This window comes from Mitsuaria sp. BK037, assembly GCF_014193045.1.
Taxonomy (GTDB): Bacteria; Pseudomonadota; Gammaproteobacteria; order Burkholderiales; family Burkholderiaceae_C; genus Roseateles.
This window is the reverse complement of record NZ_JACHYS010000001.1, coordinates 613,334-635,777: the sequence shown is the minus strand read 5'-3', so window position 1 is coordinate 635,777 and position 22,444 is coordinate 613,334. Positions and strand designations below refer to the sequence as shown.

General features: G+C 70.0%; 19 protein-coding genes. 12 read left to right on the top strand and 7 right to left on the bottom strand.

Translation table 11 applies throughout. The features are described from left to right. The 3 genes from FHT37_RS02835 (at position 1) to FHT37_RS02825 (ending at position 3,674) form a co-directional block, all read left to right on the top strand. Complete coding sequence (locus FHT37_RS02835) at positions 1-372, top strand: hypothetical protein (RefSeq protein ID WP_183478712.1); 372 nt, start codon at positions 1-3, stop codon at positions 370-372. A gap of 108 nt (positions 373-480) precedes the next feature. After that, a complete protein-coding gene (locus FHT37_RS02830; protein ID WP_183478710.1) occupies positions 481-2,667 on the top strand; it encodes a TonB-dependent receptor in 2,187 nt (728 codons plus the stop codon). Between the two features lie 107 nt (positions 2,668-2,774). Continuing rightward, the gene (locus FHT37_RS02825) at positions 2,775-3,674 is read left to right on the top strand and encodes a class I SAM-dependent methyltransferase (RefSeq protein ID WP_183478708.1); all 900 of its coding nucleotides are present in this window, start codon (positions 2,775-2,777) and stop codon (positions 3,672-3,674) included. Positions 3,675-3,686: 12 nt separating this feature from the next. Here FHT37_RS02825 and FHT37_RS02820 read toward each other — a convergent pair whose 3' ends face one another. Together FHT37_RS02820 and FHT37_RS02815 are read right to left on the bottom strand one after the other, a co-directional pair. After that, the gene (locus tag FHT37_RS02820; RefSeq protein ID WP_183478706.1) at positions 3,687-4,766 is read right to left on the bottom strand and encodes a substrate-binding domain-containing protein; all 1,080 of its coding nucleotides are present in this window, start codon (positions 4,764-4,766) and stop codon (positions 3,687-3,689) included. Between the two features lie 151 nt (positions 4,767-4,917). Beyond that, entirely contained in the window at positions 4,918-5,967 is a 1,050-nt protein-coding gene (locus tag FHT37_RS02815) for an SRPBCC family protein (RefSeq protein ID WP_183478704.1), read from the bottom strand. Between the two features lie 108 nt (positions 5,968-6,075). On the opposite strand from FHT37_RS02815, the gene FHT37_RS02810 reads away from it, so the two are divergent. From FHT37_RS02810 to FHT37_RS02800, 3 genes are all read left to right on the top strand, one after another. Continuing rightward, a complete protein-coding gene (locus tag FHT37_RS02810; protein WP_183478703.1) occupies positions 6,076-6,564 on the top strand; it encodes a MarR family winged helix-turn-helix transcriptional regulator in 489 nt (162 codons plus the stop codon). Between the two features lie 170 nt (positions 6,565-6,734). Further along, on the top strand, positions 6,735-7,718 hold the full coding sequence (locus FHT37_RS02805; RefSeq protein ID WP_183478702.1) for an alpha/beta fold hydrolase: 984 nt from the start codon (positions 6,735-6,737) through the stop codon (positions 7,716-7,718). A gap of 169 nt (positions 7,719-7,887) precedes the next feature. Then, positions 7,888-8,457 carry an N-acetyltransferase gene (locus tag FHT37_RS02800; protein WP_183478701.1) on the top strand — a complete coding sequence of 190 codons (570 nt, stop codon included), beginning with the start codon at positions 7,888-7,890 and terminating at the stop codon, positions 8,455-8,457. An 87-nt stretch (positions 8,458-8,544) separates the two neighbouring features. On the opposite strand, the gene FHT37_RS02795 is transcribed toward FHT37_RS02800, so the two are convergent. The 4 genes from FHT37_RS02795 to FHT37_RS02780 are packed head-to-tail and all read right to left on the bottom strand — an operon-like array spanning position 8,545 to position 12,158. Beyond that, positions 8,545-9,261: an ABC transporter ATP-binding protein gene (locus FHT37_RS02795; protein ID WP_147242487.1), complete on the bottom strand. Its 717-nt coding sequence runs from the start codon at positions 9,259-9,261 to the stop codon at positions 8,545-8,547. Positions 9,262-9,285: 24 nt separating this feature from the next. Next, positions 9,286-10,077 carry an ABC transporter ATP-binding protein gene (locus FHT37_RS02790; protein WP_091723707.1) on the bottom strand — a complete coding sequence of 264 codons (792 nt, stop codon included), beginning with the start codon at positions 10,075-10,077 and terminating at the stop codon, positions 9,286-9,288. A 22-nt stretch (positions 10,078-10,099) separates the two neighbouring features. After that, positions 10,100-11,224, bottom strand: coding sequence for an ABC transporter permease subunit (locus tag FHT37_RS02785; protein WP_183478700.1), 1,125 nt, complete (start codon positions 11,222-11,224; stop codon positions 10,100-10,102). Between the two features lie 10 nt (positions 11,225-11,234). After that, the gene (locus FHT37_RS02780; RefSeq protein ID WP_091723702.1) at positions 11,235-12,158 is read right to left on the bottom strand and encodes a branched-chain amino acid ABC transporter permease; all 924 of its coding nucleotides are present in this window, start codon (positions 12,156-12,158) and stop codon (positions 11,235-11,237) included. A 283-nt stretch (positions 12,159-12,441) separates the two neighbouring features. On the opposite strand from FHT37_RS02780, the gene FHT37_RS02775 reads away from it, so the two are divergent. Both FHT37_RS02775 and FHT37_RS02770 read left to right on the top strand, forming a co-directional pair. Then, complete coding sequence (locus tag FHT37_RS02775; protein ID WP_183478699.1) at positions 12,442-14,334, top strand: ATP-binding protein; 1,893 nt, start codon at positions 12,442-12,444, stop codon at positions 14,332-14,334. After that, positions 14,327-15,667 (top strand): sigma-54 dependent transcriptional regulator, encoded by a 1,341-nt coding sequence (locus FHT37_RS02770; protein WP_091723698.1) that lies wholly within the window; start codon positions 14,327-14,329, stop codon positions 15,665-15,667. Before FHT37_RS02775 ends, FHT37_RS02770 begins: the two co-directional genes overlap by 8 nt. Positions 15,668-15,986: 319 nt before the next feature. On the opposite strand, the gene FHT37_RS02765 is transcribed toward FHT37_RS02770, so the two are convergent. Continuing rightward, entirely contained in the window at positions 15,987-16,361 is a 375-nt protein-coding gene (locus FHT37_RS02765; protein ID WP_175538209.1) for a response regulator, read from the bottom strand. Positions 16,362-16,653: 292 nt separating this feature from the next. Here FHT37_RS02765 and FHT37_RS02760 point away from each other — a divergent pair, with 292 nt between their 5' ends. The 4 genes from FHT37_RS02760 to FHT37_RS02745 are packed head-to-tail and all read left to right on the top strand — an operon-like array spanning position 16,654 to position 22,211. Next, a complete protein-coding gene (locus FHT37_RS02760) occupies positions 16,654-17,352 on the top strand; it encodes a biliverdin-producing heme oxygenase (RefSeq protein ID WP_183478698.1) in 699 nt (232 codons plus the stop codon). Next, positions 17,349-19,712 (top strand): ATP-binding protein, encoded by a 2,364-nt coding sequence (locus tag FHT37_RS02755; RefSeq protein ID WP_255489476.1) that lies wholly within the window; start codon positions 17,349-17,351, stop codon positions 19,710-19,712. Before FHT37_RS02760 ends, FHT37_RS02755 begins: the two co-directional genes overlap by 4 nt. An 11-nt stretch (positions 19,713-19,723) precedes the next feature. Further along, positions 19,724-20,182: a response regulator gene (locus tag FHT37_RS02750; RefSeq protein WP_091723694.1), complete on the top strand. Its 459-nt coding sequence runs from the start codon at positions 19,724-19,726 to the stop codon at positions 20,180-20,182. Positions 20,183-20,186: 4 nt separating this feature from the next. Beyond that, positions 20,187-22,211: a hybrid sensor histidine kinase/response regulator gene (locus tag FHT37_RS02745; protein ID WP_183478697.1), complete on the top strand. Its 2,025-nt coding sequence runs from the start codon at positions 20,187-20,189 to the stop codon at positions 22,209-22,211. Positions 22,212-22,444: the final 233 nt, after the last annotated feature.

Genomic DNA, 22,444 nt, shown 5'->3' with positions numbered 1-22,444 from the left:
ATGCGCAAGCACCTCCTGCACTGGTTGCTCCCGCTGCTCATGCTGCTGTCGCAGCAGGGCGCGGTGTGGCACGGCATCGGTCACCTGACCGATGCGCGGGGGCATGCGCCGGCCGGCGCCACCGCCGCGACGGTCGCGCATGGCACCGACGCGCAGGACGGCCAGCCCCATGCCGACGCGGATCCGCTGCCCGTCGACCCGCTGTGCGAAACCTGCCTGGCCTTCGACGACCTGGCCGCCTCGGCGCGCGCCGAAGCGCCCGTGTTCGTGCTCGCCGAGGCCACCCACGTCCAGACGGCGCCCGCCGAGCTCGCCCCGCGCGCGCTCCCCGCGCCGCCGCCGCGCAGCCGCGGCCCGCCCCTGGCGATCTGAATCCCCGCCTGACCGCGACGCCTGCCGCCCGCGCCTGAACGCTTTCTTGAAGCGCAGGCGGGGCGCCCGGCGCGCGCTCGACCGATTCCAGATTTCCAGAGAAACACCATGACTCAACCTCCGCTGCGCGTCCTCGCGCTGTCCCTGTCGCTCGCCTATCCGCTGCTGCTCGCCCTGCCCGCGCGCGCCGACGACGCTGCCCCCGCCTCGCCCTCGCCCTCCTCCTCGTCCGCCAGCGCCGACGCGACGCCCACCGCCGACCAGGCGCTGCCCACGGTCCAGGTCCAGGGCGCGCGCAGTCGCCTGGATGCCGCGCGCAACGGCCTGTCGCCCGACACCGGCAGCACGATCTACAAGTTCAGCAAGGCCGACATCGGCCGCCTCCCGCAAGGCGACGACACGCCGCTGAACCAGGTTCTGCTGCAGGCCCCGGGCGTGGTGCAGGACTCCTATGGCGGCCTGCACGTGCGCGGCGACCATGCCAACCTGCAGTACCGCATCAACGGCGTCGTCATTCCGGAGGCGATCAGCGGCTTCGGCCAGACGCTGGAGACCCGCTTCGCCGACCGCATCAGCCTGCTCACCGGCGCCTTGCCGGCGCAATACGGCTACCGGACCGCCGGCATCGTCGACATCACCACCCAGGGCGTCGGCGACGACGACAAGCCCTTCGCCGGCAGCGCCGGCATCACGCTGGGCACGCAGCGCTCGCGCGAGCTCGACCTTTCGGTCCACGGCACGCAGGGCCGGCTCAGCTACGAGTTCAGCGGCTCCTTCCTCGGCAACGACCTGGGCATCGAGAACCCGACGGCCTCGCGCGACGCGCTCCACGACCGCACGCACCAAGGCAAGGCCTTCGGCCTCGTGTCCTACCTGCTGGGCGACGACAGCCGCATCACCGCCATGGCCGGCGTCACCAACAACCGGTTCCAGATTCCCAACTCGCCGGGGCAGTCGACCGCGTTCGCGCTGGACGGCACGCCGGACAAGGACTCGAGCACGCTCGACGCGCACCAGCGCGAGCGCAACCGCTTCGCCGTCGTGAGCTACCAGGCCGCGATCGGCGACACGGTCGACTACCAGGTCTCGCTCTTCCACCGCTACACCGACGTGCATTACTCGCCCGACGCGGTCGGCGACCTGCAGTACCTGGGCGTCGCGGCGGACATCCTGCGCCGCAACGAGGCCAACGGCGTGCAGGCCGACATGAGCTGGCGTCTGGACAGCGCGCACACGCTGCGCAGCGGCCTCTTCGCCCAGCGCGAGCACGCCAGCACGCGCAACGACGCGCTGGTCTTCCCCGCCGACGACGACGGCAACGCCACCAGCGCCACGCCGATCAGCATCGCCGACAGCGGCCGCCTGGGCGGCCACCTCTGGGGCGCCTACCTGCAGGACGAATGGAAGCTGGACCGCACGCTGACGCTGAACTACGGCGCGCGCTACGACCAGGTCGATACCGTCACCAAGGAACACCAGCTGAGCCCGCGCGTGGGCCTGGTCTGGGACGCCACGCCCGCGCTGCGCCTGCATGCCGGCTACGCGCGCTACTTCACGCCGCCGCCGACGGAGAAGATCGACACCACCTCGGTCAGCGCCTTCGCCGGCACGACCAACGCGCTGCCGTCGGACGCCAACACCGCGGTGCGCTCCGAGCGCTCGAACTACTACGATGCCGGCGCGGTCTGGCAGGTCACGCCCAAGCTCACCCTCGGCGTGGACGGCTACTACCGCGCCGTGCAGCACCTGCAGGACGAGGGCCAGTTCGGCAACGCGCTGATCTATTCCGCCTTCAACTACGCGCATGGCCGCATCTACGGCGTGGACCTGACGGCGAACTACAAGGAGAAGGACTGGTCCGCCTACGCCAACCTGGGCACCACGCACGCGCGGGCGAAGCAGGTCGAGACGGGCCAGTTCAACTTCGAGCAGGACGAGCTCGACTTCATCGCCAGCAACTGGGTGCACCTGGACCACGAGCAGAAGCTGAGCGCTTCGGCCGGGGTCAATGTGCGGGTCGGCGACGGTTATGCGGTTGGCGCGAGCGCGTTGTTCGGGTCGGGCCTGCGCAACGGTTTCGCCAACACCACGCACCTGCCGTCCTACACCACGGTCAATGCCGACCTCAGCAAGCGCCTGGACCTGGGCGGCGGCGGTCCGGTGGAGGCGCGGCTGTCGGTGGTGAACCTGTTCGACAAGGTCTACCAGTTGCGTGACGGCTCCGGCATCGGCGTCGGCGCGCCGCAGTACGGCCAGCGCCGCACGGTCTATGTCAGCCTGACGAAGGAGTTCTGAGCCCACGGGCCGCGCCCGCGCCGCCGGGCGCGGCCCCTGTCGCCTGGATCGGGCGAAGGTGGTTTGGCGCACGGCGAAGCGGTCGTGGTCTTGGTAGGCTGCGGTGCATGACTGCACCGCCGCCCGACCGCACCGCCGCCACTGCGACAGCCACCGCGCCCTCCCCCCGCGCTCACGACGAACCGCTGGCCGCCTCGAAGCGGGAGGCGCCGGGGCCCCTTGAAGCGAATGCCGAGCGTGAGGAGGCGATTGAGCGGAAAGGGGCCCCGGCGCCTTCCGCTGGTGCTCGGTCGCCGCAGGAGGCCTTGGAGCCGCCCCCAACCGAAGCCGACGAGCCGCCAAGCGACGAGCCTCCTTCCGCCGTCTGGGACCGCCGCTACGCCGCCCACCCGCTGAGCCATCAGGATGCGTGGCTCACTGGCTGGCAGCATCGATTGCCGGGCGTGCGACGCGCGCTGGACATCGGCTGTGGCGATGGTTGGGAGACGGCTGCCTTGTTGGAGCTGGGCGTCGACGTCACTGGCATCGACATTTCCGCCGAGGCGCTGGCGCGCTGCCGGCGGCATTCGCCGCGGGCGCGCCACCTGCTGGCGGATGTGCGGGCGATGCCGATGCTGCGTGACGGTGAGTTTGACCTGGCCGTCGCGCAGCTGTCGCTGCATTACTTCGACCGCGAGGACACCCGCCGCGCGCTGTGCGAGATTGCGCGCGTGCTGGCGCCGGAGGGCAAGCTCATCGGCTGCGTGAACGCGGAGGATGACTGGCACTACGGCGCGCCGGACGACGCCTCGAGCTGGGCGCTGACGCCGGTCGATGGTGTCGCCAAGCAGTTCTTCACTCGCGCGAAACTCGAGGAGGTGCTCACGGCCTGCTTCGAGATCGAGCACCTGGACAAGCGCACGCTGAGCCGCTACGGCAGGCCGAAGTCGGTGTGGGAGTTCTTCTGCCGCCGCAAGCGTGATCACGGCGAGATGGATGCGCTGCCCTCGCCCGCGCTCGATGCATGAGCGCGTGGCCGCTCAGGGACGCGGTGAGCCCCCCGGCGCGCCGAACCACTCCAGCCGATAGGTCTCGCGGTACGACAGCGCATCGTCGATGCCGGCCGTCGCCGACAGCCCCTGCAGCAGCGCGGTCGTCACCGCGACCGGCTGCGCGACGCGACCGCTCGGCGGCTGACCGGCGAAGCCCCGCCGCAGCTCGTCCGCCAGCTGCCAGCCTTGCAACCCGGTCGGTTCGGCGATCGTGGCGAACTGCATCGAGCGGCCCGACCGGATGCGGCTGAGCGCGGTGCGCGAGCCGTCCCCGGCCGCGATGCCGACGATGTCCGACCGCCCCATCGCGCGCAGCGGAAAACTCAGCGAATCCATGTAGACGTCGTTGATCGCCAGCACATGGGTCCAGCGCGCGCCGTGGCGCTGCTGCAGCCGCGTCAGCGCCGCCGGCATCGCGCGCGAGGCGTCGGAGATCGGCATGTCCTCGACGCCAAGCACCTCGCAGCGCGCGCAGCGCTGCAGCACCTCGACCATGCGCCGCGTCTTGACGTTGGCGATCTCGAAGCGGCTGTCGCTGAAGATCACCACCCCCACGCGCGCCCGCTCGGACTGCACCACCAGTTCCACCGCCTTCTCGGCGACGGCGGCCGGTTCCGTCGTCACGTTGGCCTGCAGCAGCGGCGTGGCGCCCGGGCGGGCGGCTGCGTGCCAGCCCACCAGCATGGGCTTGGCGGCGCCGGCCTCGGTCGGCATCAGGTCGGCGATGTCGGTCTCGTTGAAGCCGCCCAGCACGATGCCCTCGGCGCTGCTGGCGACCGCGCGCTCGAAATGCGCGCGCACCTTGGCGCGTTCACCGTTGCCGTTGCTGACGGTGAGCGTCCAGCCCAGTTCGCGGCAAGCCTCCTCGAAACCGCGGAAGACGGCGGCGATGCCGCCGTTGCGGAAATCCTGCGCGATGAAGGTCACCCGGCGCGGCGCTTCCTTGCTCGCCCCCGGCGGGGCGGTCGGGCCGGACGAGGCCTGCGCCGCGGCGGCCAGTGCGAGACCGGCCACCACCGCGACCGACAGGGTGCGGCGGCCCAACCCGGCAGGGCGGCGGACGTTCATCGATAGGTCTCCTCGGGGCGCGATCTTGCTCCCGTCGGGACCGTCGCGCCATCGGGCAAGCGAGGGGGGCTGAGCACGGTTCAAGCAAGGCCCGCCCGCCACGCCCGGACCGCGCGCCGGACCGGGCCTCGGGCTGACCCTGCGACCGCGCTCAGGCCGGGGTCTCGGCGCGGCGCTTGTAGAGCACGAGCAAGCCGTCCACGAAGTCCCGGCCGAGGAACTCCGCCACGGCCACCGCATAACCGTTGAAGCTGGAGGTGACGCGGAAGTGGGACTCGATGTCCAGCCGCGTGCGGCCGGCCGGCAGCGGCGTCAGGGTGAAGCGTGTCTCGCCGAGGTCGAAGTAACGTCCGCCGATGACGACATGCTCGTCCATCGTGCCCGGCGGGAACGAGTCCGGTGAGAACTCGTAGCGCCACGCCAGCCGCCGTCCCTCGACGCGCTCGGTCACATGGCCGAGGAAATGCACGCCGCGCTCCCAGCGCGACACGCGGACCTCGCCGTGCGGGGTCATCTGCTGGATGCCCTCGACGGGCCGCGGCACGCCGATCAGATGGATCCAGGTGCGGGGAAACTCTTCGCGCCGGATGTCCCGCGCGGCGACGATCTCCGCCCAGAGACGCTCCGGCGGCGCCTCGACGATCACCGACCGGTCGATGCGCTGCCAACGCTCCGCGGTCAAGGGGCCGTCGAACGCGGCGACCAGCAAGGGCAGGACCGCCAGCACGCCCAGTTGCAGCGTCCCCAGGCGCGTGTGGCGCAGGACCAGGTTCATCACCACGCCGCCGATCGACGCCATCGCGAGAAAGAGCGGCGTCATCAGCACCACGCAGATCGCGCCTTCCAGCAGCGTCACCATCGCGCCGATCATCATCAGCGCCGTGGCCGCCCAGGGCGCGAAGGCCGCCTGCGTCCAGGTGGGCCGCGACGCGCGCATGCCATAGATCGTGATCGCGCCCACCACCATCGGCGTCAGGTGCACGAAGCCCAGGCTCATCACGTAGCCGTCGTCCCGGGAAAGCCCCAGCCATGGCGCCCAGACCTGGACCTTCCCGAACATCACGCGCATCAGCAACCCGTACAGCGCCCCCACCAGCACCGCCACCCAGCCACGGCGCCCCCAGGTACGGGGATGACGCGTGATCGCATCCAGAGCTGTCGCGCCGGGGCCGGGCGCCGGCTCATTCTGTTGGTCTTGCATCGTTCATTTCCTCCCGCGGCGCATTCTGCCCAGCCGAAGCCCCTCTCGCGAACCCCGGTAAATCTTTTCGCTTGCCATTAATTCGCATGCAAAGTAAATTTCGTTCCCATGGCACGCACCACCTCCTCCAAGCAGCAGACCACGACCGGCACGCCCGCCGTCTGTGTCCCGCAGCAGATCGATGAACAGCTCTGCTTCGCGATCTACTCGACGATGCTGGGACTGAACAAGGTCTACCGCGAGCTGCTGAAGGACCTCGACATCACCTACCCGCAATACCTCGTGATGCTGGTGCTGTGGGAGCGCGACGGCCTGACCGTCGGCGAGATCGCGGAGCGGGTCTTCCTCGATTCCCCGACGGTGACGCCGCTCCTCAAGCGCCTGGAGGCCGCCGGCCTGGTCAGCCGCGATCGTTCGCCGCAGGACGAGCGCCAGGTGCTGATCACGCTGACCCCTGCCGGCCGCGGCCTGCGCCAGCGCGCGAGCCACTTGCCCCAATGCATCGTCGATGCCTCGGACACCGAACTGGCCGAACTCATCGACCTGCGCGACCGCCTGCTCGCCCTGCGCGAGCGGATGGCCCGCAAATCCGGTTGAAGCCGTCCTCCTCTCACCCCCTCCTCACCTTCCTCTCACCGCCAATAACCGCCCGCATGCCCGCCATTTAATTCGCACACAAACTATTAGCAAGCAATCAGACATCCGCCCGCTTGCCCTCCGCATCCCACCACCGCGCCTTGTCGCGATCCCCTGAAGGAGCCACCACCATGAACGCCCTCTCCACCCTCGCCCGTCAATCGCGCCGCCAGTTGCTGGCGCTCTCGACCCTGGCCATCGCCGCCGCCGGCGCGGTCGCCACGCCCGCGCTGGCCGCCGGCGCCAAGGCCGCGCCCGCGCCGGTGGCCAGCGCGCAGCCGTCCGGCAGTTTCATCACGACCAAGGACGGCGTGCAGCTCTATTACAAGGACTGGGGTCCGAAGAACGGCCAGCCCGTCGTCTTCAGCCACGGCTGGCCGCTGAACTCGGACAGCTGGGAGTCGCAGATGATCTTCCTGGCCGACCAGGGCTATCGCGTGATCGCCCATGACCGCCGTGGCCACGGCCGCTCCAGCCAGCCCTGGGACGGCAACGACATGGACCACTACGCCGACGACCTGGCCGCCGTGATCGAGACGCTGGACCTGAAGAACGCGGTGCTGGTCGGCTTCTCCACCGGCGGCGGCGAGGTCGCCCGCTACATCGGCCGCCACGGCACCGCGCGCGTGGCCAAGGCGGTGCTGGTCTCGGCCGTGCCGCCGATCATGGTCAAGTCCGACAAGAACCCCAACGGCGTGCCCAAGGAGGTCTTCGACGGCATCCGCGCCGCGCAGCTGGGCAACCGCTCGCAGCTCTACAAGGACATCCCCAGCGGCCCGTTCTACGGCTTCAACCGCCCCGGCGCCAAGGTCTCGCAGGGCCTGATCGACAACTGGTGGTTCCAGGGCATGCAAGGCGGCCACAAGAACACCTATGACTCGATCAAGGCGTTCTCCGAGACCGACTTCACCGAGGACCTGAAGAAGTTCGACAAGCCCACGCTGGTCATCCATGGCGACGACGACCAGATCGTGCCGATCGACATCTCCGGCCGCGCGTCGGCCAAGCTGATCAAGGGCGCGAAGCTGATCGTCTACCCGGGCGCGCCGCACGGCCTGACCGACACGCACAAGGAGCGCGTCAACGCCGATCTGCTGGCCTTCATCCGCCAGTGATCGTCGACGCGGCGTGACCCGCCGCTGCCCTTCCCCCACCTTCGGGGGAAGGGCCACGCGGGATTTCGGCTGGCGTGACGTTTGGTACGCTCGGTGATCTTTCCGATGGACGGCGCCGCGAGGCGCCGGCTCGTGGACCTCGCCGATGCCGATCCCCCTTCCCCCCTCCTTGTCTCTGCCCCGCGTTCACGTGCTCGAACTGCAGGCCAGCGACGAGGACCTGCTGCAGCGGTTCTATGAACGGAACCCCCTCTACTTCGAGCAGGTCAACGGCGCCCCACCCCGTCCGGACGAGGCCCGCGAGGAAATCCGCGACCTTCCCCCCGAAGGATGGAGCTTCAGCGCCAAGCGCTTGCTGGGTTATGCGGACGACCAGGGCGAACTGGTCGCGATGGCCTCGCTGGTGTCGGACCTGATGGCGCCGCGGGTCTGGCTGGTGGGACTGTTCATCGTCGCCACCGAATTGCATGGCTCGCCGGCCGCGCGCGAGATCTACGCTGAACTCGAACGCTGGATGCGGCGCCGCGGCGCCGCGTGGGTGCGGCTGGGGGTGGTCGTCGGCAACGACCGCGCGGAACGCTTCTGGGAGCGCCAGGGCTTTGCCGAGGTGCGCCGGCGCGATGGCATCAGCATGGGCCAGCGCGTCAACTCGCTGCGGGTGATGGTCAAGCCGCTGGATGGCGGCCGCATCGCGGACTACCTCGAGATGGTGCCGCGCGACCGCCCGGGCGAGGCCTGAGCCGCGCGCGCTGACCGCAAATGAATCAGGGCCCCAGCGGGGCCCTGTGTCGTTGGCGGCGACGGGTGGGTCCCGTCGCGAGGTCGCTCACTCGCCGAGGTAGGCCGCGCGCACCTTCGGATCGTTCAGCAGCGCCTTGCCGTCGCCCTTCATCGTGATCGCGCCCGACTCCATCACGTAGCCACGTGTGGCCAGTTCCAGCGCGCGGCTGGCGTTCTGCTCGACCAGCAGCACCGTCACGCCCTGCTGGTGGATGTCGTTCACGACCTCGAAGATCTTGTCGACCATGATCGGCGACAGGCCCATCGACGGCTCGTCCAGCAGCAGCAGCTTGGGACGCGCCATCAGCGCGCGGCCCATCGCCAGCATCTGCTGCTCGCCGCCGGACATGGTGCCGGCAAGCTGCGCGCGGCGCTCCTTCAAGCGAGGGAACAGGCCGAAGACTTTCTCGATGTCGGCCTGGATCTCGTTGTCGTTGCGGATGAACGCGCCCATCTGCAGGTTCTCGGTGATGGTCATGCGCGTGAACGTGCCACGGCCTTCCGGCACCATCACCAGACCCTGCTTGGCCAGGTTCCAGGCGCCCTGGCCCTTGATCGAGCGGCCCAGGAACTTGATGTCGCCCACGGCCACCGGCTGCAGCCCGGTGACCGCCTTGAGCGTGGTGGTCTTGCCTGCGCCGTTGGCGCCGATCAGCGAGACGAGCTCGCCCTCGCGCACGTCGAAGTCCACGCCCTTGACTGCCTGGATGCCGCCGTAGGCCACCTTGAGGCCCTCGACCTGGAGGAGGATGTTGTCTGCCATCTTTTCGATTTCCGTAGGTCGGGATCAGGGGGCCGCGTGCGCTTCCTGCGCCGCGTGGGCGCCGAGGTAGGCCTCGATCACCTTGGGGTTGCGCTGCACTTCCGCCGGCGTGCCGGAGGCGATGAGCTTGCCGTAGTCCAGCACCGACACGTGGTCGCACAGGCCCATCACCAGCTTCACGTCGTGCTCGATCAGCAGGATGGTGCGGCCGTCGTTGCGGATGCGGTCGATCAGCTCGCGCAGCACCACCTTCTCGGTCGCGTTCATGCCGGCGGCGGGCTCGTCCAGCGCGATCAGCTTGGGATCGGTCGCCAGCGCGCGCGCGATCTCCAGCCGGCGCTGGTCGCCGTAGGACAGCGTGCGGGCCTTGAAGTCGGCATGCCGCTCGATGCCGACATAGGCCAGCAGTTCGCGGGCGCGGGCGGTGATCTCGGCCTCTTCCTTCTTGAAGCCGGGTGTGCGGAACACGGCGCCCATCAGGCCCGAATGGGTGCGCACATGGCGGCCCACCATCACGTTCTCCAGCGCGGTCATCTCGGCGAACAGCCGGATGTTCTGGAAGGTGCGCGCGATGCCGGTCTTGGCCACCTGGTGCACGGCCTGCGGCTTGTAGGCCTGGCCGCCCAGCTCGAAGGTGCCGCCATCGGGCACGTACAGGCCGGTGATCACATTGAAGAAGGTCGTCTTGCCGGCGCCGTTGGGACCGATCAGGCCATAGACCTGGCCCTTCTTGATCTCGATGCCCACATCCGACAGCGCCTGCAGGCCGCCGAAGCGCTTGGACGCGCCGGCCACTTTCAGTACGGTTTCAGTCATTCTTTCTGGCTCCTGGCACGGATCAGGCGTTGATGGCGCTGCCGGCGTTCGCGGGCGGCTGCGCCCCGGGCGGCAGCGGCCGCGACTTGCCGTGCTCGGGCGACGGCCACAGGCCGCGCGGACGCATGAGCATGATCACGATCATCGCCAGCGCGATCAGCAGCTGCCGCAGGATGGCCGCGTCCAGGCGGCCGTCGGTCATCTCCTGCAGCGGACCGGCGACGTAGCGCAGCACTTCCGGCAGCGCCGCCAGCAGCAGCGCGCCCAGGATCACGCCCGGGATGTGGCCGATGCCGCCCAGCACGACCATGGCCACGATCATCACCGACTCCTGCAGGCTGAACGACTCCGGCGAGACGAAGCCCTGGAAGGCGCCGAACATCGAGCCGGCCACGCCGCCGAAGGTCGCGCCCATGCCGAAAGCCAGCAGCTTCATGTTGCGGGTGTTGATGCCCATGGCCTTGGCGGCGATCTCATCCTCGCGGATGGCCATCCAGGCGCGGCCGATGCGGGAGTTCTCGAGCCGGTAGCAGATCACCACCGACGCGATCACCAGCGCCAGGAACAGGTAGTAGTACATCGACACCGAGTTGACCTCGATCCCGAAGAAGGTGTGGTTCTGGCTGAACTGGAAGCCCAGGAAGTGGACGCCGTCGATCTGGCCGATGCCGCGGGGGCCGTTGGTGATGTTCAACGGGTATTCCATGTTGTTCAGGAACACGCGGATGATCTCGCCGAAGCCCAGCGTCACGATGGCCAGGTAGTCGCCGCGCAGCTTCAGCGTCGGCGCGCCCAGCAGCACGCCGAACAGCCCCGCCAGCAGCGCCGCCAGCGCGATGGCCAGCAGCAGCGGCAGGTGCAGCCCGTTGGGGAAGGCGGCGGCGATGTGCTCGAAGTTCTCCGCCAGGTGCGGGCTGTTGAGCAGCGCGAAGAGATACGCGCCCACCGCGTAGAACGCGACGTAGCCCAGGTCCAGCAGGCCGGCGTAGCCCACGACGATGTTCAGGCCCAGCGCCAGCAGCACGTACAGCAGCGCCAGGTCGATGATGCGCACCGGGCCATTGCCGAAGGACTGCGCGAACAGCGGCAGCACCAGCAGCAGCACGCCGGCGATCAGGAAGGTGATCAGCTTGGATTTGTTGTGCATGTGTGGCTCCTCAGGCGCGATCGGCGACGCGTTCGCCCAGCAGGCCCGACGGACGCAGCGTCAGCACCAGGATCAGCGCGATGAAGGCGAAGATGTCGGCGTAATGGCTGCCCAGCACGCCGCCGGTCAGGTCGCCGAGGTAACCGGCGCCGATGGCCTCGATCAGGCCGAGCAGCACGCCGCCGACCATCGCGCCGGCGAGGTTGCCGATGCCGCCCAGCACCGCGGCGGTGAAGGCCTTCAGGCCGGGCATGAAGCCCATCGAGTGCTGCACGGTGCCGTAGTTGGCGGCCCACATCAGGCCGGCCACCGCGGCCAGCGCGGCGCCGATGATGAAGGTCAGCGAGATGACCGCGTCAGGCTTGACGCCCATCAGCGCGGCCACGCGCGGGTTCTCGGCGGTGGCGCGCATCGCGCGTCCCATCTTGGTGTGGTTCACCAGGAACAGCAGGCCGCCCAGGATCACGACCGTGGTGACCAGGATCAGCACCTGCGTCACCGTGATCACCGCGCCGCCGATCTGGATCGGGTCGGTGGGCAGCAGCTGCGGGAAGGGCTTGGGGTTCGGCTTCCAGATGATCATGGCCAGCGTCTGCAGCAGCAGCGACATGCCCATGGCGGTGATCAGCGGCGCGAGTCTGGGGGCGTTGCGCAGCGGTCGGTAGGCGATCTTCTCGATCGCGAAGTTGAGCAGCGTGCAGACGACGATCGCGCAGGCCAGCGCGATGATCATCAGCAGCCAGCCCGGCAGGCCCAGGCCAGCCAGCGCCGTGACGACGGTCCAGCTCACCAGGGCGCCTGCCATCAGCACCTCGCCGTGCGCGAAGTTGATGAGGTTGATGATCCCGTAAACCATCGTGTAGCCCAGCGCGACGAGGGCATACATGCTCCCGAGCACCAGCCCGTTGATGATCTGCTGAAAAAGTATCTCCATAAGGCCCCAGCATGTTGTTGGACACGGCTCGCGCCGCGTGACGGCGCTTGCGGGTGCAACCCGCGTGCCAATCCGTCCGTTTCAAGGGTATTCACCGACGCGGGCGCCACCATGCGCACCCGCCGGGCATGTCTCCCCAGTCTCGGCGACGCAACGAAGTGCGGAAATCCGCACAAACCGCCTAGCCAGCCGGGCGAATCCTCGCCAGTCGCAAAAAAGCCGGTACGCCGGGTGCAAGGCGCGCGCCAACTTGGGCACACTGGACGGCGATTTTTCGTCTCCCATGGAACCGGTCGTCACCTCCTCCTTCGCCACCTCCTCCGCCCGCCAGCGGCTGGCGTACTTCCTGGGCCGGCCGACCTTCTACCTCTACCTGACCGGCGTGCTGATGCTGCTGGGGCTGCTGCTGGGCCACCGCCTCAGCGAGCGCGCCAGCCTCGACCAGCTCAGCGCCCTGGCCACCGAGCGGCTGGAGCTCTACGCGTCCAACCTGCAGACCGAGCTGGGCCGCCATGCCTACCTGCCCAGCCTGCTGGCCATCGACGGGGACGTCACCCGGCTGGTCGAGCATCCCGACGACGAGGCCCTGCGCAAGTCGGCCAGCCTGGCGCTGGCGCGGGTCAACGTGCGCGCGGGCACGACCCAGATCTTCGTCGCCGATCCCGAGGGCCGCGTGCTCGCCTCCAGCGAGCCGCTGACCCCGCCGCTGCGCCTGCAGCAGGCCATCGAGCAGGACCGCCACCACTTCTTCGCCTCCGACGCCGGCCAGGCGGGGCTGAGCGGCTCGACCAACTTCTTCCTGCTGCATCCGCTGCGCCGCCACCAGCAGCTGCAGGGCGTGATCGTGGTCAAGCTCAACCTGGCGCCGCTGGAATCCACCTGGGTCGACCTGGGCCTGCGTTCGCAGGGGGAGCGCATCCTGGTCTCCGACGACCAGGGCGTGGTGATCATGAGCTCGGTGGAGGAATGGCGCTACGCGGTGCTCAACCGCGCCGACGCGTCCGAGCGCGACCGGCTGCAGGCCAGCGCGCGTTATCCGCGCGTTGGTCCGGACCTGGGCCTGCCCGGCGCGCTGGAGGCCTACAACAGCCTGCTGGTGCGCGCGCCGGCGCCGGCCAGCACGACGCTGCTGGCGCAGGAGCGCCAGCTGTTGCCGCTGGGCCTGCGGCTGCTGGCGCTGTCCGACCTGTCCGAGGTGCGGCGCCAGGCGCGGCTGGCGGCCTGGAGCGGCGCGGCCTTCGGCGCGGCGATCGGGATGCTGCTGCTGTACCTCGCGTCGCGCCGGCGCGCGCTGCGACAACTCTTCCAGGCCAAGACCGAATTGCAGAACGCGCACGCGCAGCTGGAAAGAATCGTCGACGAACGCACGGCGGAACTCCGCCAGATCAACGAGGAACTGCTCGACCAGATCGCCCAGCGCAGACAGGCCGAGGGCGAGCTGCTGCAGACCAGCAAACTCGCGGTGCTGGGGCAGATGTCGGCCGGTTTGTCGCATGAGGTCAACCAGCCGCTGACGGCCTTGCGCGCGCTGGCACGGAATTCGCAACGGCTGCTGGAGGCCGGCCGCCTGCAAGCGGTCGCGGACAACCTGCAGACGATGGACGACATGGTCGAGCGCATGGGACAAATCACCCGCCAGCTCAAGAGCTTCGCCCGCAAGGCGGAGCCGGCGCGCACGGCCGTGTCGCTGCTGGCCTGCGTGAACAACGCGCGGCTGCTGCTGGAACACCGCACCCGCGCGCTGGACCTGGCGGTGGAGGTCGACGTGCCGCCGGGGCTGCGCGTCAGCGCCGAGTCCAACCGGCTCGAGCAGGTGCTGGTGAATCTGCTGGGCAACGGCATCGACGCGATCGCGTCGGAGCCGCCGCCCGACGGCCCCGAGGACCCGCGCCGGCTGCGCGTGGCGGCGGTGCCGGCGGACGAAGGCCGGCGCGTGCTCGTGCAGGTGCAGGACAGCGGGCCGGGCTTGAGCGAGGCGCTGCTGCCGCGGCTGTTCGAGCCGTTCTTCACCACCAAGCCCGCCGGCGAAGGCCTGGGGCTGGGACTGGTGATCTCGTCCAAGATCGTCCACGAGTTCGGCGGCGCGCTGCGGGCGCACCGGCTGGACCAGGGCATGATTTTCGAATTCGACCTGGAGGTCGACACCTGGCAGGCCGAGGAGGGTCAGTATGTTTGAGGGCTACAAGGTCGTGTTCGTCGAGGACGACCTGCCGGTGCGGGTCAGCCTGACCCAGACGCTGGAGCTCGAGGGGCTGAGCGTCGTGCCCTGCCGCTCGGCCGAGGAGGCGCTGCCGCACGTGCAGCCCGGCGCGCAGGTGATCGTGATCACCGACGTGCGGCTGCCCGGCATGGATGGCCGCGCGCTGCTGGCGCACGTCCAGGCGACCGATCCCCAGATCCCGGTGATCCTGATCACCGCGCACGGCGACGTGAACATGGCCGTGCAGGCGATGCGCAACGGCGCCTACGACTTCATCGAGAAGCCCTTCGCGCCGGAGCGGCTGCTGGACACCGCGCGCCGTGCGCTGGACCTGCGGATGCTGCGCCACTCCGCGGACGAACTGCGCGCGCAGCTCTCGGCCGCCAGCGGCATCGAGGCGGCGCTGCTGGGCAAGTCCCCGGCGATGCAGCAGCTGCGGCGCCAGGTGCTGAACCTGGCCTCCACCTCGGCCGACGTGATGATCCTGGGCGAGACCGGCACCGGCAAGGAGCTCGTCGCGCGCTGCCTGCACGACCAGAGCCCGCGCCGCGACCGGCACTTCGTCGCCATCAACTGCGGCGGCCTGCCCGAGGCGCTGTTCGAGAGCGAGCTGTTCGGCCACGAGTCGGGCGCGTTCACCTCGGCCGGCAAGCGCCGCATCGGCAAGATCGAGCATGCCAACGGCGGCACCCTGCTGCTCGACGAGATCGAGACCATGCCGGTGCCACTGCAGATCAAGCTGCTACGCGTGCTGCAGGAGCGCCGCGTCGAGCGGCTGGGCTCCAACGAGGAGCAGGTCATCAACGTGCGCTTCATCGCCGCGAGCAAGGCCGACCTCAAGGAAATGGGCGAGCGCGGGCAGTTCCGCAGCGACCTCTACTACCGGCTCAACATCGCCACGCTGGTGCTGCCGCCGCTGCGCGAGCGCCGCGAGGACATCCCGCTGCTGTTCGAGCACTTCGTCGCGCAGGCCTGCAAGCGCTATGAGCGCGAGGCGCCCGAGCTCACGCCGGACAAGCTGCGCGAGCTGATGGCCCACGACTGGCCCGGCAACGTGCGGGAGATCCGCAACGCGGCCGACCGCTTCGTGCTCGCGCTGGACGACCTGGACTCCACCGCCGCGATCCAGGCGGTGCCCAACCTGGCGCTGGCGCGCCAGATGGAGATGGTCGAGAAGGCGCTGATCGAGCAGGCGCTGCGCCGCTCCGGCGGCAAGGTGCCGGCGGCGATGGAACTGCTGGGAACGCCGCGCAAGACGCTGTACGACAAGCTGCACCGGCACGGGATCCAGCTCGACGATTTCCGTTGACACGTCGAACGAGGGGGAACCCCCTCACCCTAACCCTCTCCCCCTCTGGGGGCGAGGGGATGAATGTGCCCCTTGTGCGTGCGAGAGGACGGGGGGAGTTTCACCCTCTCCCGCTTGCGGGAGAGGGAGGGGTGAGGGTCTTCTCACTCCCCACGGCGCTCGGTGCTTGCTGAAGCGCTACCTTCCTGCCATCTCTCTGCGCCAGCATGGGGGAGAGATTTTCCCGGCAGGCCGCGAAAACCCCTCCCCCATACCCCGACACGTCACCGTCCTGCGACGGCCCCGCACCGAGGCCTTCCCAGACGGCGTCGCGCCAGGTTCAGGCAGCCTGACGCACGCCCTGCTGCGCCTCGTCCAGCACCGCCTTGAGCTGCTGGATGGTGGCGGGCTTGACCAGGTAGGCGCTGGCGCCGCGCCGGATCGCCTCGGCGGCATCGCCCGGATCCGAGGTACCGGTCAGCATGACGATCGTCATCGGACCACCGCTGAGCGCCTCGCTGACGAAGTCCATGCCCTGCCCGTCCGGCAGTGCCCGGTCCAGGATCAGCGCGTCCGGCCGCCGCGCGGCAATGCGGGCGCGCGCCTCGGCCAGGGTCGCGGCGGTGGCGGCGGTGTAGCCCTCCAGCTCCAGAAGGATGGCCAGCGTCTCGCTGGATTCGAGGTTGTCGTCGACGATGACGGCGTACGGTTGCATGGCAAACCCTGCGGCAAGAGGTCCACGGAGAAGTTCCCGTACATGCGCGCCAGCGGCGCTCGACGGGCAGGCATGGCCCTCTGTTGGCAATTCCCGTGCCCTCGCCATCTTCGGCGTGCCGAGGAACGAACGACGCTTCAGGCTGCCACCGGAATGGGGGGACGGCGATTCCACCCCGGGTCGGGACGGATCTTTGCCCTGCGCCTTTCTGACCATAATCCGCGCCTTGGCGACCGGGTCCGGCCCTCGCGCCGCCCCCGCCGTCCGCGCGCCCGACCGCCCGCCGAGTTCCATGACGACGACCGACGCTCCCATTTCCACCGAGTTGCTGCCCCGCCTGCGCCGCTGCACCGCCCCCCTGCACGACGAGATCGAGGCGCTGCTCCGGCTCGGGGCGCCGATGCCGCTCGCACGCTACGGTCGGATCCTGCGCGGCTTCCATGAATTCCTTCAGCTCTGGGAACAGCGCGTGCGCCACGCGCTGCCCGAGTCGCTGCGGCCGTGGTTCGACGCGCGCCGGCGCGCCCCGTTCGCCGCGCACGACCTGGCCGTGCTCGCGCTCCCCCACGACGACACGATGCGCGCCGCGGCCCGGGCCTCGCAGCACCGGCTGCGACTGGACAGCCCGGCCGCCGCCTTCGGCTCGCTGTACGTGCTGGAGGGCTCGGCGCTGGGCGGCCAGGTGCTGACGCCGATGCTGCTCGCGCGGCACGGCCTGACCCCGGAGCGCGGCGCCGCCTATTTCCACGGCTTCGGCGAGCGCACCGGCGCGATGTGGCGCGAGTTCCGACAGCTCGCCGATGCGCAGGCCGGCGCCGAGGAGACAGATCGCAACGCCGCCTGCCGCGCGGCCGTCCAGACCTTCCAGGCGCTGATCGAGACCTTCGCGTCGGTGGGCGCCGGGGCGCCGGACCTGCCGGTCGCATCGACCGCTCCGTCGATGTCATTCGTCTCGACCGCCGCGGCCACCTCGGTCGCAACCCCGCAATGAACGGGGACGTCGCCACCATGAGCCAGGGGCCGTCGCCGACGTCGATGGACCGCCAGATCGCGCAGTGCGCCAATGAGCCGATCCGCATCCCCGGCGCGATCCAGCCCCACGGCTGGCTGGTCGCGGTGGACTGGCGCGATGGCGCGCTGGTCGCCTACAGCGAGAACTGGCGCACGCTGCTGCCGGAGTCGGGCGACCTGCTGCCGGCGCGCATCGAGGGCGTGCTCGATCCGGTACGCGCGGCCCGCCATGCGTGGATCGACGGCGAGGGCCCGGTGTCCTGCGGCACGCTGGTGATCGGGGGGCGTCGCTTGCATGTGTCGGGCCATCGGCTCGGCGAGCGCGGTTATTTCGAGCTGGAGGCCGACGTCGAGGAGAGCGGCAACCGGGCGCCGATCTACAGCCTGGCCCGGCACCTGGTGCCGATGATGCAGCGCACCGCCGCGGTGGACGAGCTGTGCCGGGTGGTGGTCGCGGAGATGAAGCGCCTGACCGGCTTCGGCCGCTGCCTGGCCTACCGCTTCGATGCCGAGGGCCATGGCGAGGTGCTCGCCGAGGCGCTCGACGGCGGCTACGACGCCTATGCCGGCCATCGCTTCCCGGCCTCGGACATCCCGCCGCAGGCGCGCGAGCTGTACCGCCTCAACCACATCCGCCTGATCGCCGACGCCCATTACGAGCCGGTGCCGGTGCGCTTCGTCGACGGCCGCGACGGGACGGCGCTGGACTTGTCCCAGGCCGCGCTGCGCAGCGTGTCGCCGGTCCACCTCGAATACATGCGCAACATGCGGACGCTGGCGTCGATGTCGGTGTCCATCATCGTGCGCGGACAGCTGTGGGGGCTGGTGTCCTGCCACGACCACGCGCCGCGCCAGCTGTCCTGGCAGACGCGCATGGCCTGTGAGCACCTGGGGCAGCTGCTGTCGCTGCAGATCGAGGCGAAGGAAGAGAACGAGCAGGTCACCGAGCAGCTGCGCCTGCGCCAGCTGACGCTGGCGATCGTCGCGCACCTGGCGGACAGCGACGCGACGCTGCAGCGCCTGGTGGAGGAGCCGGGGCCGCTGCTGCGACTGGGCCGGGCCTGCGGCGCGGCGGTGATCCTGAACGACAGCTGCTGGTCGGTGGGCGAGACACCGGACCGCGAGACGCTGCTGACGCTGGGCCAGTGGCTGGCCAATCGCGCCGACCCGGTCTGGCACAGCGACCGCCTGGCGCTGGACGCGCCGCCGTCGCTGGCCGCGGCGCTGGCCGGCACCGCGGGCGTGCTGGCGATCTCGATCTCCCGGCTGCATCGCCACCACATCGTCTGGTTCCGTCCCGAGATCGTGCAGACCGTGGTGTGGGCCGGCAATCCGCACAAGACACCCACGACGGAGCGCGACACGCGGCTGCATCCGCGCCGCAGCTTCTCGAGCTGGAAGGAGCAGGTCGGCGGCCGCTCCCTGCCCTGGACCTCGGGCGAGGTCCATGCGGTGCAGGAGCTGCGGCAGGCGCTGATCGGCGTGGTGCTGCGCCGCGCCGAGGAGATGGCCGAGGTGGCCATGGAGCTCGGCCGCGTGAACAAGGAGCTGGAAGCCTTCTCCTACACCGTGTCGCATGACCTGCGCGCGCCGATGCGCCACATCGCGGGCTTCGTCGACCTGGTGCTGGAGATGGAGGGCCAGGGGCTGTCGGCCCGCTCGCAGCGCTACCTCGCGCATGTGAAGGAGGCCTCCGCCCATGCCGGTCAGCTGGTGGACGCGCTGCTGGACTTCTCGCGGATGGGACGCTCGGCGATCAAGCATGCGTCCATCCACACCGGTCCCCTGATCGACGACCTGGTGGCCGAGCAGAACGCGATGAACAAGGACCGCCGCATCGACTGGGTGATCCAGCGGCCGCTGCCGCGGCTGTGGGGCGACCCGGTGCTGCTGCAGGTGGCCGTGCGCAACCTGGTGGCCAACGCGGTGAAGTACACGCGTCCGCGCGAGGTCGCGCGCATCGAGATCAGCGCCGTCGAGGACGAGACCGGCGTGGGCCTGAGCATCGCCGACAACGGCGTGGGCTTCCAGATGAAGTACGTGGGCAAGCTGTTCGGCGTGTTCCAGCGGCTGCACCAGAGCGAGAGCTTCGAGGGCACCGGCATCGGCCTGGCCAGCGTGCGGCGCATCGTCGAGCGCCATGGCGGCCAGGTCGACGCCTGGGGCGAGCCCGAGCGCGGCGCCCGCTTCAGCTTCACCCTGCCCACGCGCGCGATGCAGGAGGCCCAGGCGCCCGAGGGCGACGCGGCGGCCGAGACCAACACCGACACCCACGGATCACTGTCCCCCGGCGGCGCAGGGGCGCCTCGCGCCGCCGATTCCCTCTCTCCTGATTCCTGAAGCCGAACGCCATGCTCAAGCCCATCCTGCTTGTCGAAGACGACGCCCGCGACCTCGAGCTGACGCTGGTCGCGCTCGAACGCAGCCAGCTCGCCAACGAGGTGATCATCGTGCGCGACGGCGCCGAGGCGCTGGACTACCTCAACCGCGAAGGCGCCCATGCCGACCGCGCGGAGGGCAATCCGGCGGTCATCCTGCTCGACCTGAAACTGCCCAAGGTCAACGGGCTGGAGGTGCTCAAGGCGGTGCGCGCCACCGAGGCGCTCAAGAGCATCCCGGTGGTGATGCTGACCTCGTCGCAGACGGAGTCGGACGTGGTGCAGAGCTATGCGCTGGGGGTGAATGCCTACGTGGTCAAGCCGGTGGACTTCAAGCAGTTCGTCGCCGCGATCGCCGACCTGGGCGTGTTCTGGGCGGTGCTGAACGAGCCGCCACCGGGCTCGCTGCGCGCCGCGCGGCGTTATGAATGAACCGATGGCAGATTCCGCGCCCCTTCCCCCGCCCGGCGCGCCGACCAGCGCCGCATCCGCCGTCTCGGCTGACGCGCCGCCGCTGGAGATCCTGCTGCTGGAGGATTCCACCTTCGACGCGGAGCTGCTGCTGGCCTCGCTGGAGACCACGCATCCGCGGGCGCGCGTGACCTGGGTGAAGGACGAGCCGGGACTGCTGGGCGCGCTGGAGACGCAGCGCTTCGACCTGATCCTGTCGGACTACCAGCTGCCGGGCTTCACCGGCGCGGAGGCGCTGGCGCTGGCGCAGCGGCTGGTGCCGGGCACGCCCTTCATCTTCGTGTCGGGCGTGATCGGCGAGGAGAACACGGTGGAGCTGCTCAAGCGCGGCGCCACCGACTACGTGATGAAGGGCCGGCTGGCGCGGTTGCCGGTGGCCATCGACCGCGCGCTGCGCGAGGTGCGCCAGCGCGACGCGCAGCGGCAGGTCGAGGCGCAGCTGCGCGAGGCCGACGCGCTATATGCGCGGGTGGTGGATTCGCTGCAGGACCATGCGGTCATCCTGCTCGACGCCGAGGGCCGGATCCGCGACTGGAACCGCGCCGCCGGCACGATCTTCGGCCATGCGCTGGAGGCGGTGCGGGGCATGTCGGCGGAGATCCTGCTGACGCCGGAGGACCGCGCCGCCGACGTGCTCGAGAACGAACTGGCGCTCGCGCTGACGCAGGGCGCGGCCCGGGATGACCGCTGGCTGATGCGCCAGGACGGCACGCGGCTGCGCGCCGAGGGCGTGGTGACGCCGCTGTTCAGCGCGTCGGGCGCGCTGACCGGGTTCTCGAAGATCATCCGCGACTCCACGCCGGCCTACGAGGCGCAGCAGGCGCTGCGCCAGGGCAAGGAAGAGGCGGAGCGGGCCAACGAGCTCAAGGACCAGTTCCTGGCGGTGCTGTCGCACGAGCTGCGCTCGCCGCTGAGCGCGATCACCGGCTGGGCGGACATCCTGTCTAATTTCTCGGACGCGCATCCGATGCTGGGCAAGGCCGCGGCGGTGATCCGGCGCAATGCGCAGCTGCAGGGCCGGATGATCAACGACCTGCTCGACATGAGCGCGGTGGCCGCCGGCAAGCTGGTGCTGCAGACGGCGCCGCTGGACCTGTCGGCGCTGGCCTCGGAGTCGGTGCTGGGCGCGCTGCACGAGGCGCAGGGCAAGGGCGTCGCGCTGAACTGCGCCGCGCCCGAGCCGGTGTGGATCGCCGGCGACGCGCAGCGGCTGGCGCAGGTGCTGACCAACCTGATCGGCAACGCGATCAAGTTCACCGACGGCGGCGGACGCGTGGACGTGCAGGTCGAGGTCGCGGACGGCGAGGCGCTGCTGCGCGTGCAGGACACCGGGCGCGGCATCTCGCCGGAATTCCTGCCCTATGTCTTCGACCGGCTGCGGCAGGAGGACGGCTCGTCGACACGCAAGGTCGGCGGCCTCGGCCTGGGCCTGGCGATCGCGCGCGCCATCGCGCAATTGCACAAGGGCCGCATCAGCGCCGCCAGTCCCGGCCCGGGCGGCGGCGCCTGCTTCGAGCTGCGCCTGCCGATGCTGGCCGACCAGGCCCTGCCGCCACCGCCGAGCGCGGCGCCGGTGGAGCTGTCGGAGGAGACGCTGTCGGGCGTGCGGGTGCTGCTGGTCGATGACGAGGAGGACGCGCGCGAAGTGGGCCAGGTGGCGCTGAGCCGGCTGGGCGCGAAGGTCAGCGTCGCGGGCAGCGCGGCGGAGGTGCTGTCGCGCCTGACGGACGGCGAGCGCTTCGACCTGCTGGTGTCCGACATCGGCATGCCGGAGATGGATGGCCGCTCGCTGATCCGGGCGGTGAGGCAGCTGCCGGGCGGCAGCGCGGAGGAGTTGCCGGCGCTGGCGCTGACGGCCTTCGCGATGGTCGCGGACCGGCAGGAGGGACTGGCGGCGGGGTTCCAGGGGTATGTCGCCAAGCCGATCGAGCTGGGGGCGCTGACGCGGACGATCCAGGAGGTGTTGGGGCGAAGGACTGGGGCGGATTGAGGGGACGCGCGCGGCAAGTGCTGTGGACATATCCCCACTGATTCCAGTCGGCGGCCCCACTCGCTCACGTCGCCCATGACGTCATCAGCGCAGCTTTGACGGATGGCTCGCCATCGGTGAAGGGAGAACACTTGCTTCATGCGAGCAAGCCCTTCCCTACCCCGCTCCGCGCCCCCTGGAATTAGCTGGCCATTCCCACCGGGCTCCGCCATGGATGCATCGCCCGCTCAAAT

Bases quoted from the DNA above. Each gene is read 5' to 3' on its own strand.
- FHT37_RS02830 (WP_183478710.1), top strand. From the start codon at position 481: ATGACTCAACCTCCGCTGCGCGTCCTCGCGCTGTCCCTGTCGCTCGCC.
- FHT37_RS02805 (WP_183478702.1), top strand. From the start codon at position 6,735: ATGAACGCCCTCTCCACCCTCGCCCGTCAATCGCGCCGCCAGTTGCTG.
- FHT37_RS02795 (WP_147242487.1), bottom strand. From the start codon at position 9,261: ATGGCAGACAACATCCTCCTCCAGGTCGAGGGCCTCAAGGTGGCCTAC.
- FHT37_RS02785 (WP_183478700.1), bottom strand. From the start codon at position 11,224: ATGCACAACAAATCCAAGCTGATCACCTTCCTGATCGCCGGCGTGCTG.
- FHT37_RS02835 (WP_183478712.1), top strand. From the start codon at position 1: ATGCGCAAGCACCTCCTGCACTGGTTGCTCCCGCTGCTCATGCTGCTG.
- FHT37_RS02780 (WP_091723702.1), bottom strand. From the start codon at position 12,158: ATGGAGATACTTTTTCAGCAGATCATCAACGGGCTGGTGCTCGGGAGC.
- FHT37_RS02765 (WP_175538209.1), bottom strand. From the start codon at position 16,361: ATGCAACCGTACGCCGTCATCGTCGACGACAACCTCGAATCCAGCGAG.
- FHT37_RS02755 (WP_255489476.1), top strand. From the start codon at position 17,349: ATGAACGGGGACGTCGCCACCATGAGCCAGGGGCCGTCGCCGACGTCG.
- FHT37_RS02810 (WP_183478703.1), top strand. From the start codon at position 6,076: ATGGCACGCACCACCTCCTCCAAGCAGCAGACCACGACCGGCACGCCC.
- FHT37_RS02825 (WP_183478708.1), top strand. From the start codon at position 2,775: ATGACTGCACCGCCGCCCGACCGCACCGCCGCCACTGCGACAGCCACC.
- FHT37_RS02745 (WP_183478697.1), top strand. From the start codon at position 20,187: ATGGCAGATTCCGCGCCCCTTCCCCCGCCCGGCGCGCCGACCAGCGCC.
- FHT37_RS02790 (WP_091723707.1), bottom strand. From the start codon at position 10,077: ATGACTGAAACCGTACTGAAAGTGGCCGGCGCGTCCAAGCGCTTCGGC.
- FHT37_RS02770 (WP_091723698.1), top strand. From the start codon at position 14,327: ATGTTTGAGGGCTACAAGGTCGTGTTCGTCGAGGACGACCTGCCGGTG.
- FHT37_RS02815 (WP_183478704.1), bottom strand. From the start codon at position 5,967: ATGCAAGACCAACAGAATGAGCCGGCGCCCGGCCCCGGCGCGACAGCT.
- FHT37_RS02820 (WP_183478706.1), bottom strand. From the start codon at position 4,766: ATGAACGTCCGCCGCCCTGCCGGGTTGGGCCGCCGCACCCTGTCGGTC.
- FHT37_RS02760 (WP_183478698.1), top strand. From the start codon at position 16,654: ATGACGACGACCGACGCTCCCATTTCCACCGAGTTGCTGCCCCGCCTG.
- FHT37_RS02775 (WP_183478699.1), top strand. From the start codon at position 12,442: ATGGAACCGGTCGTCACCTCCTCCTTCGCCACCTCCTCCGCCCGCCAG.
- FHT37_RS02750 (WP_091723694.1), top strand. From the start codon at position 19,724: ATGCTCAAGCCCATCCTGCTTGTCGAAGACGACGCCCGCGACCTCGAG.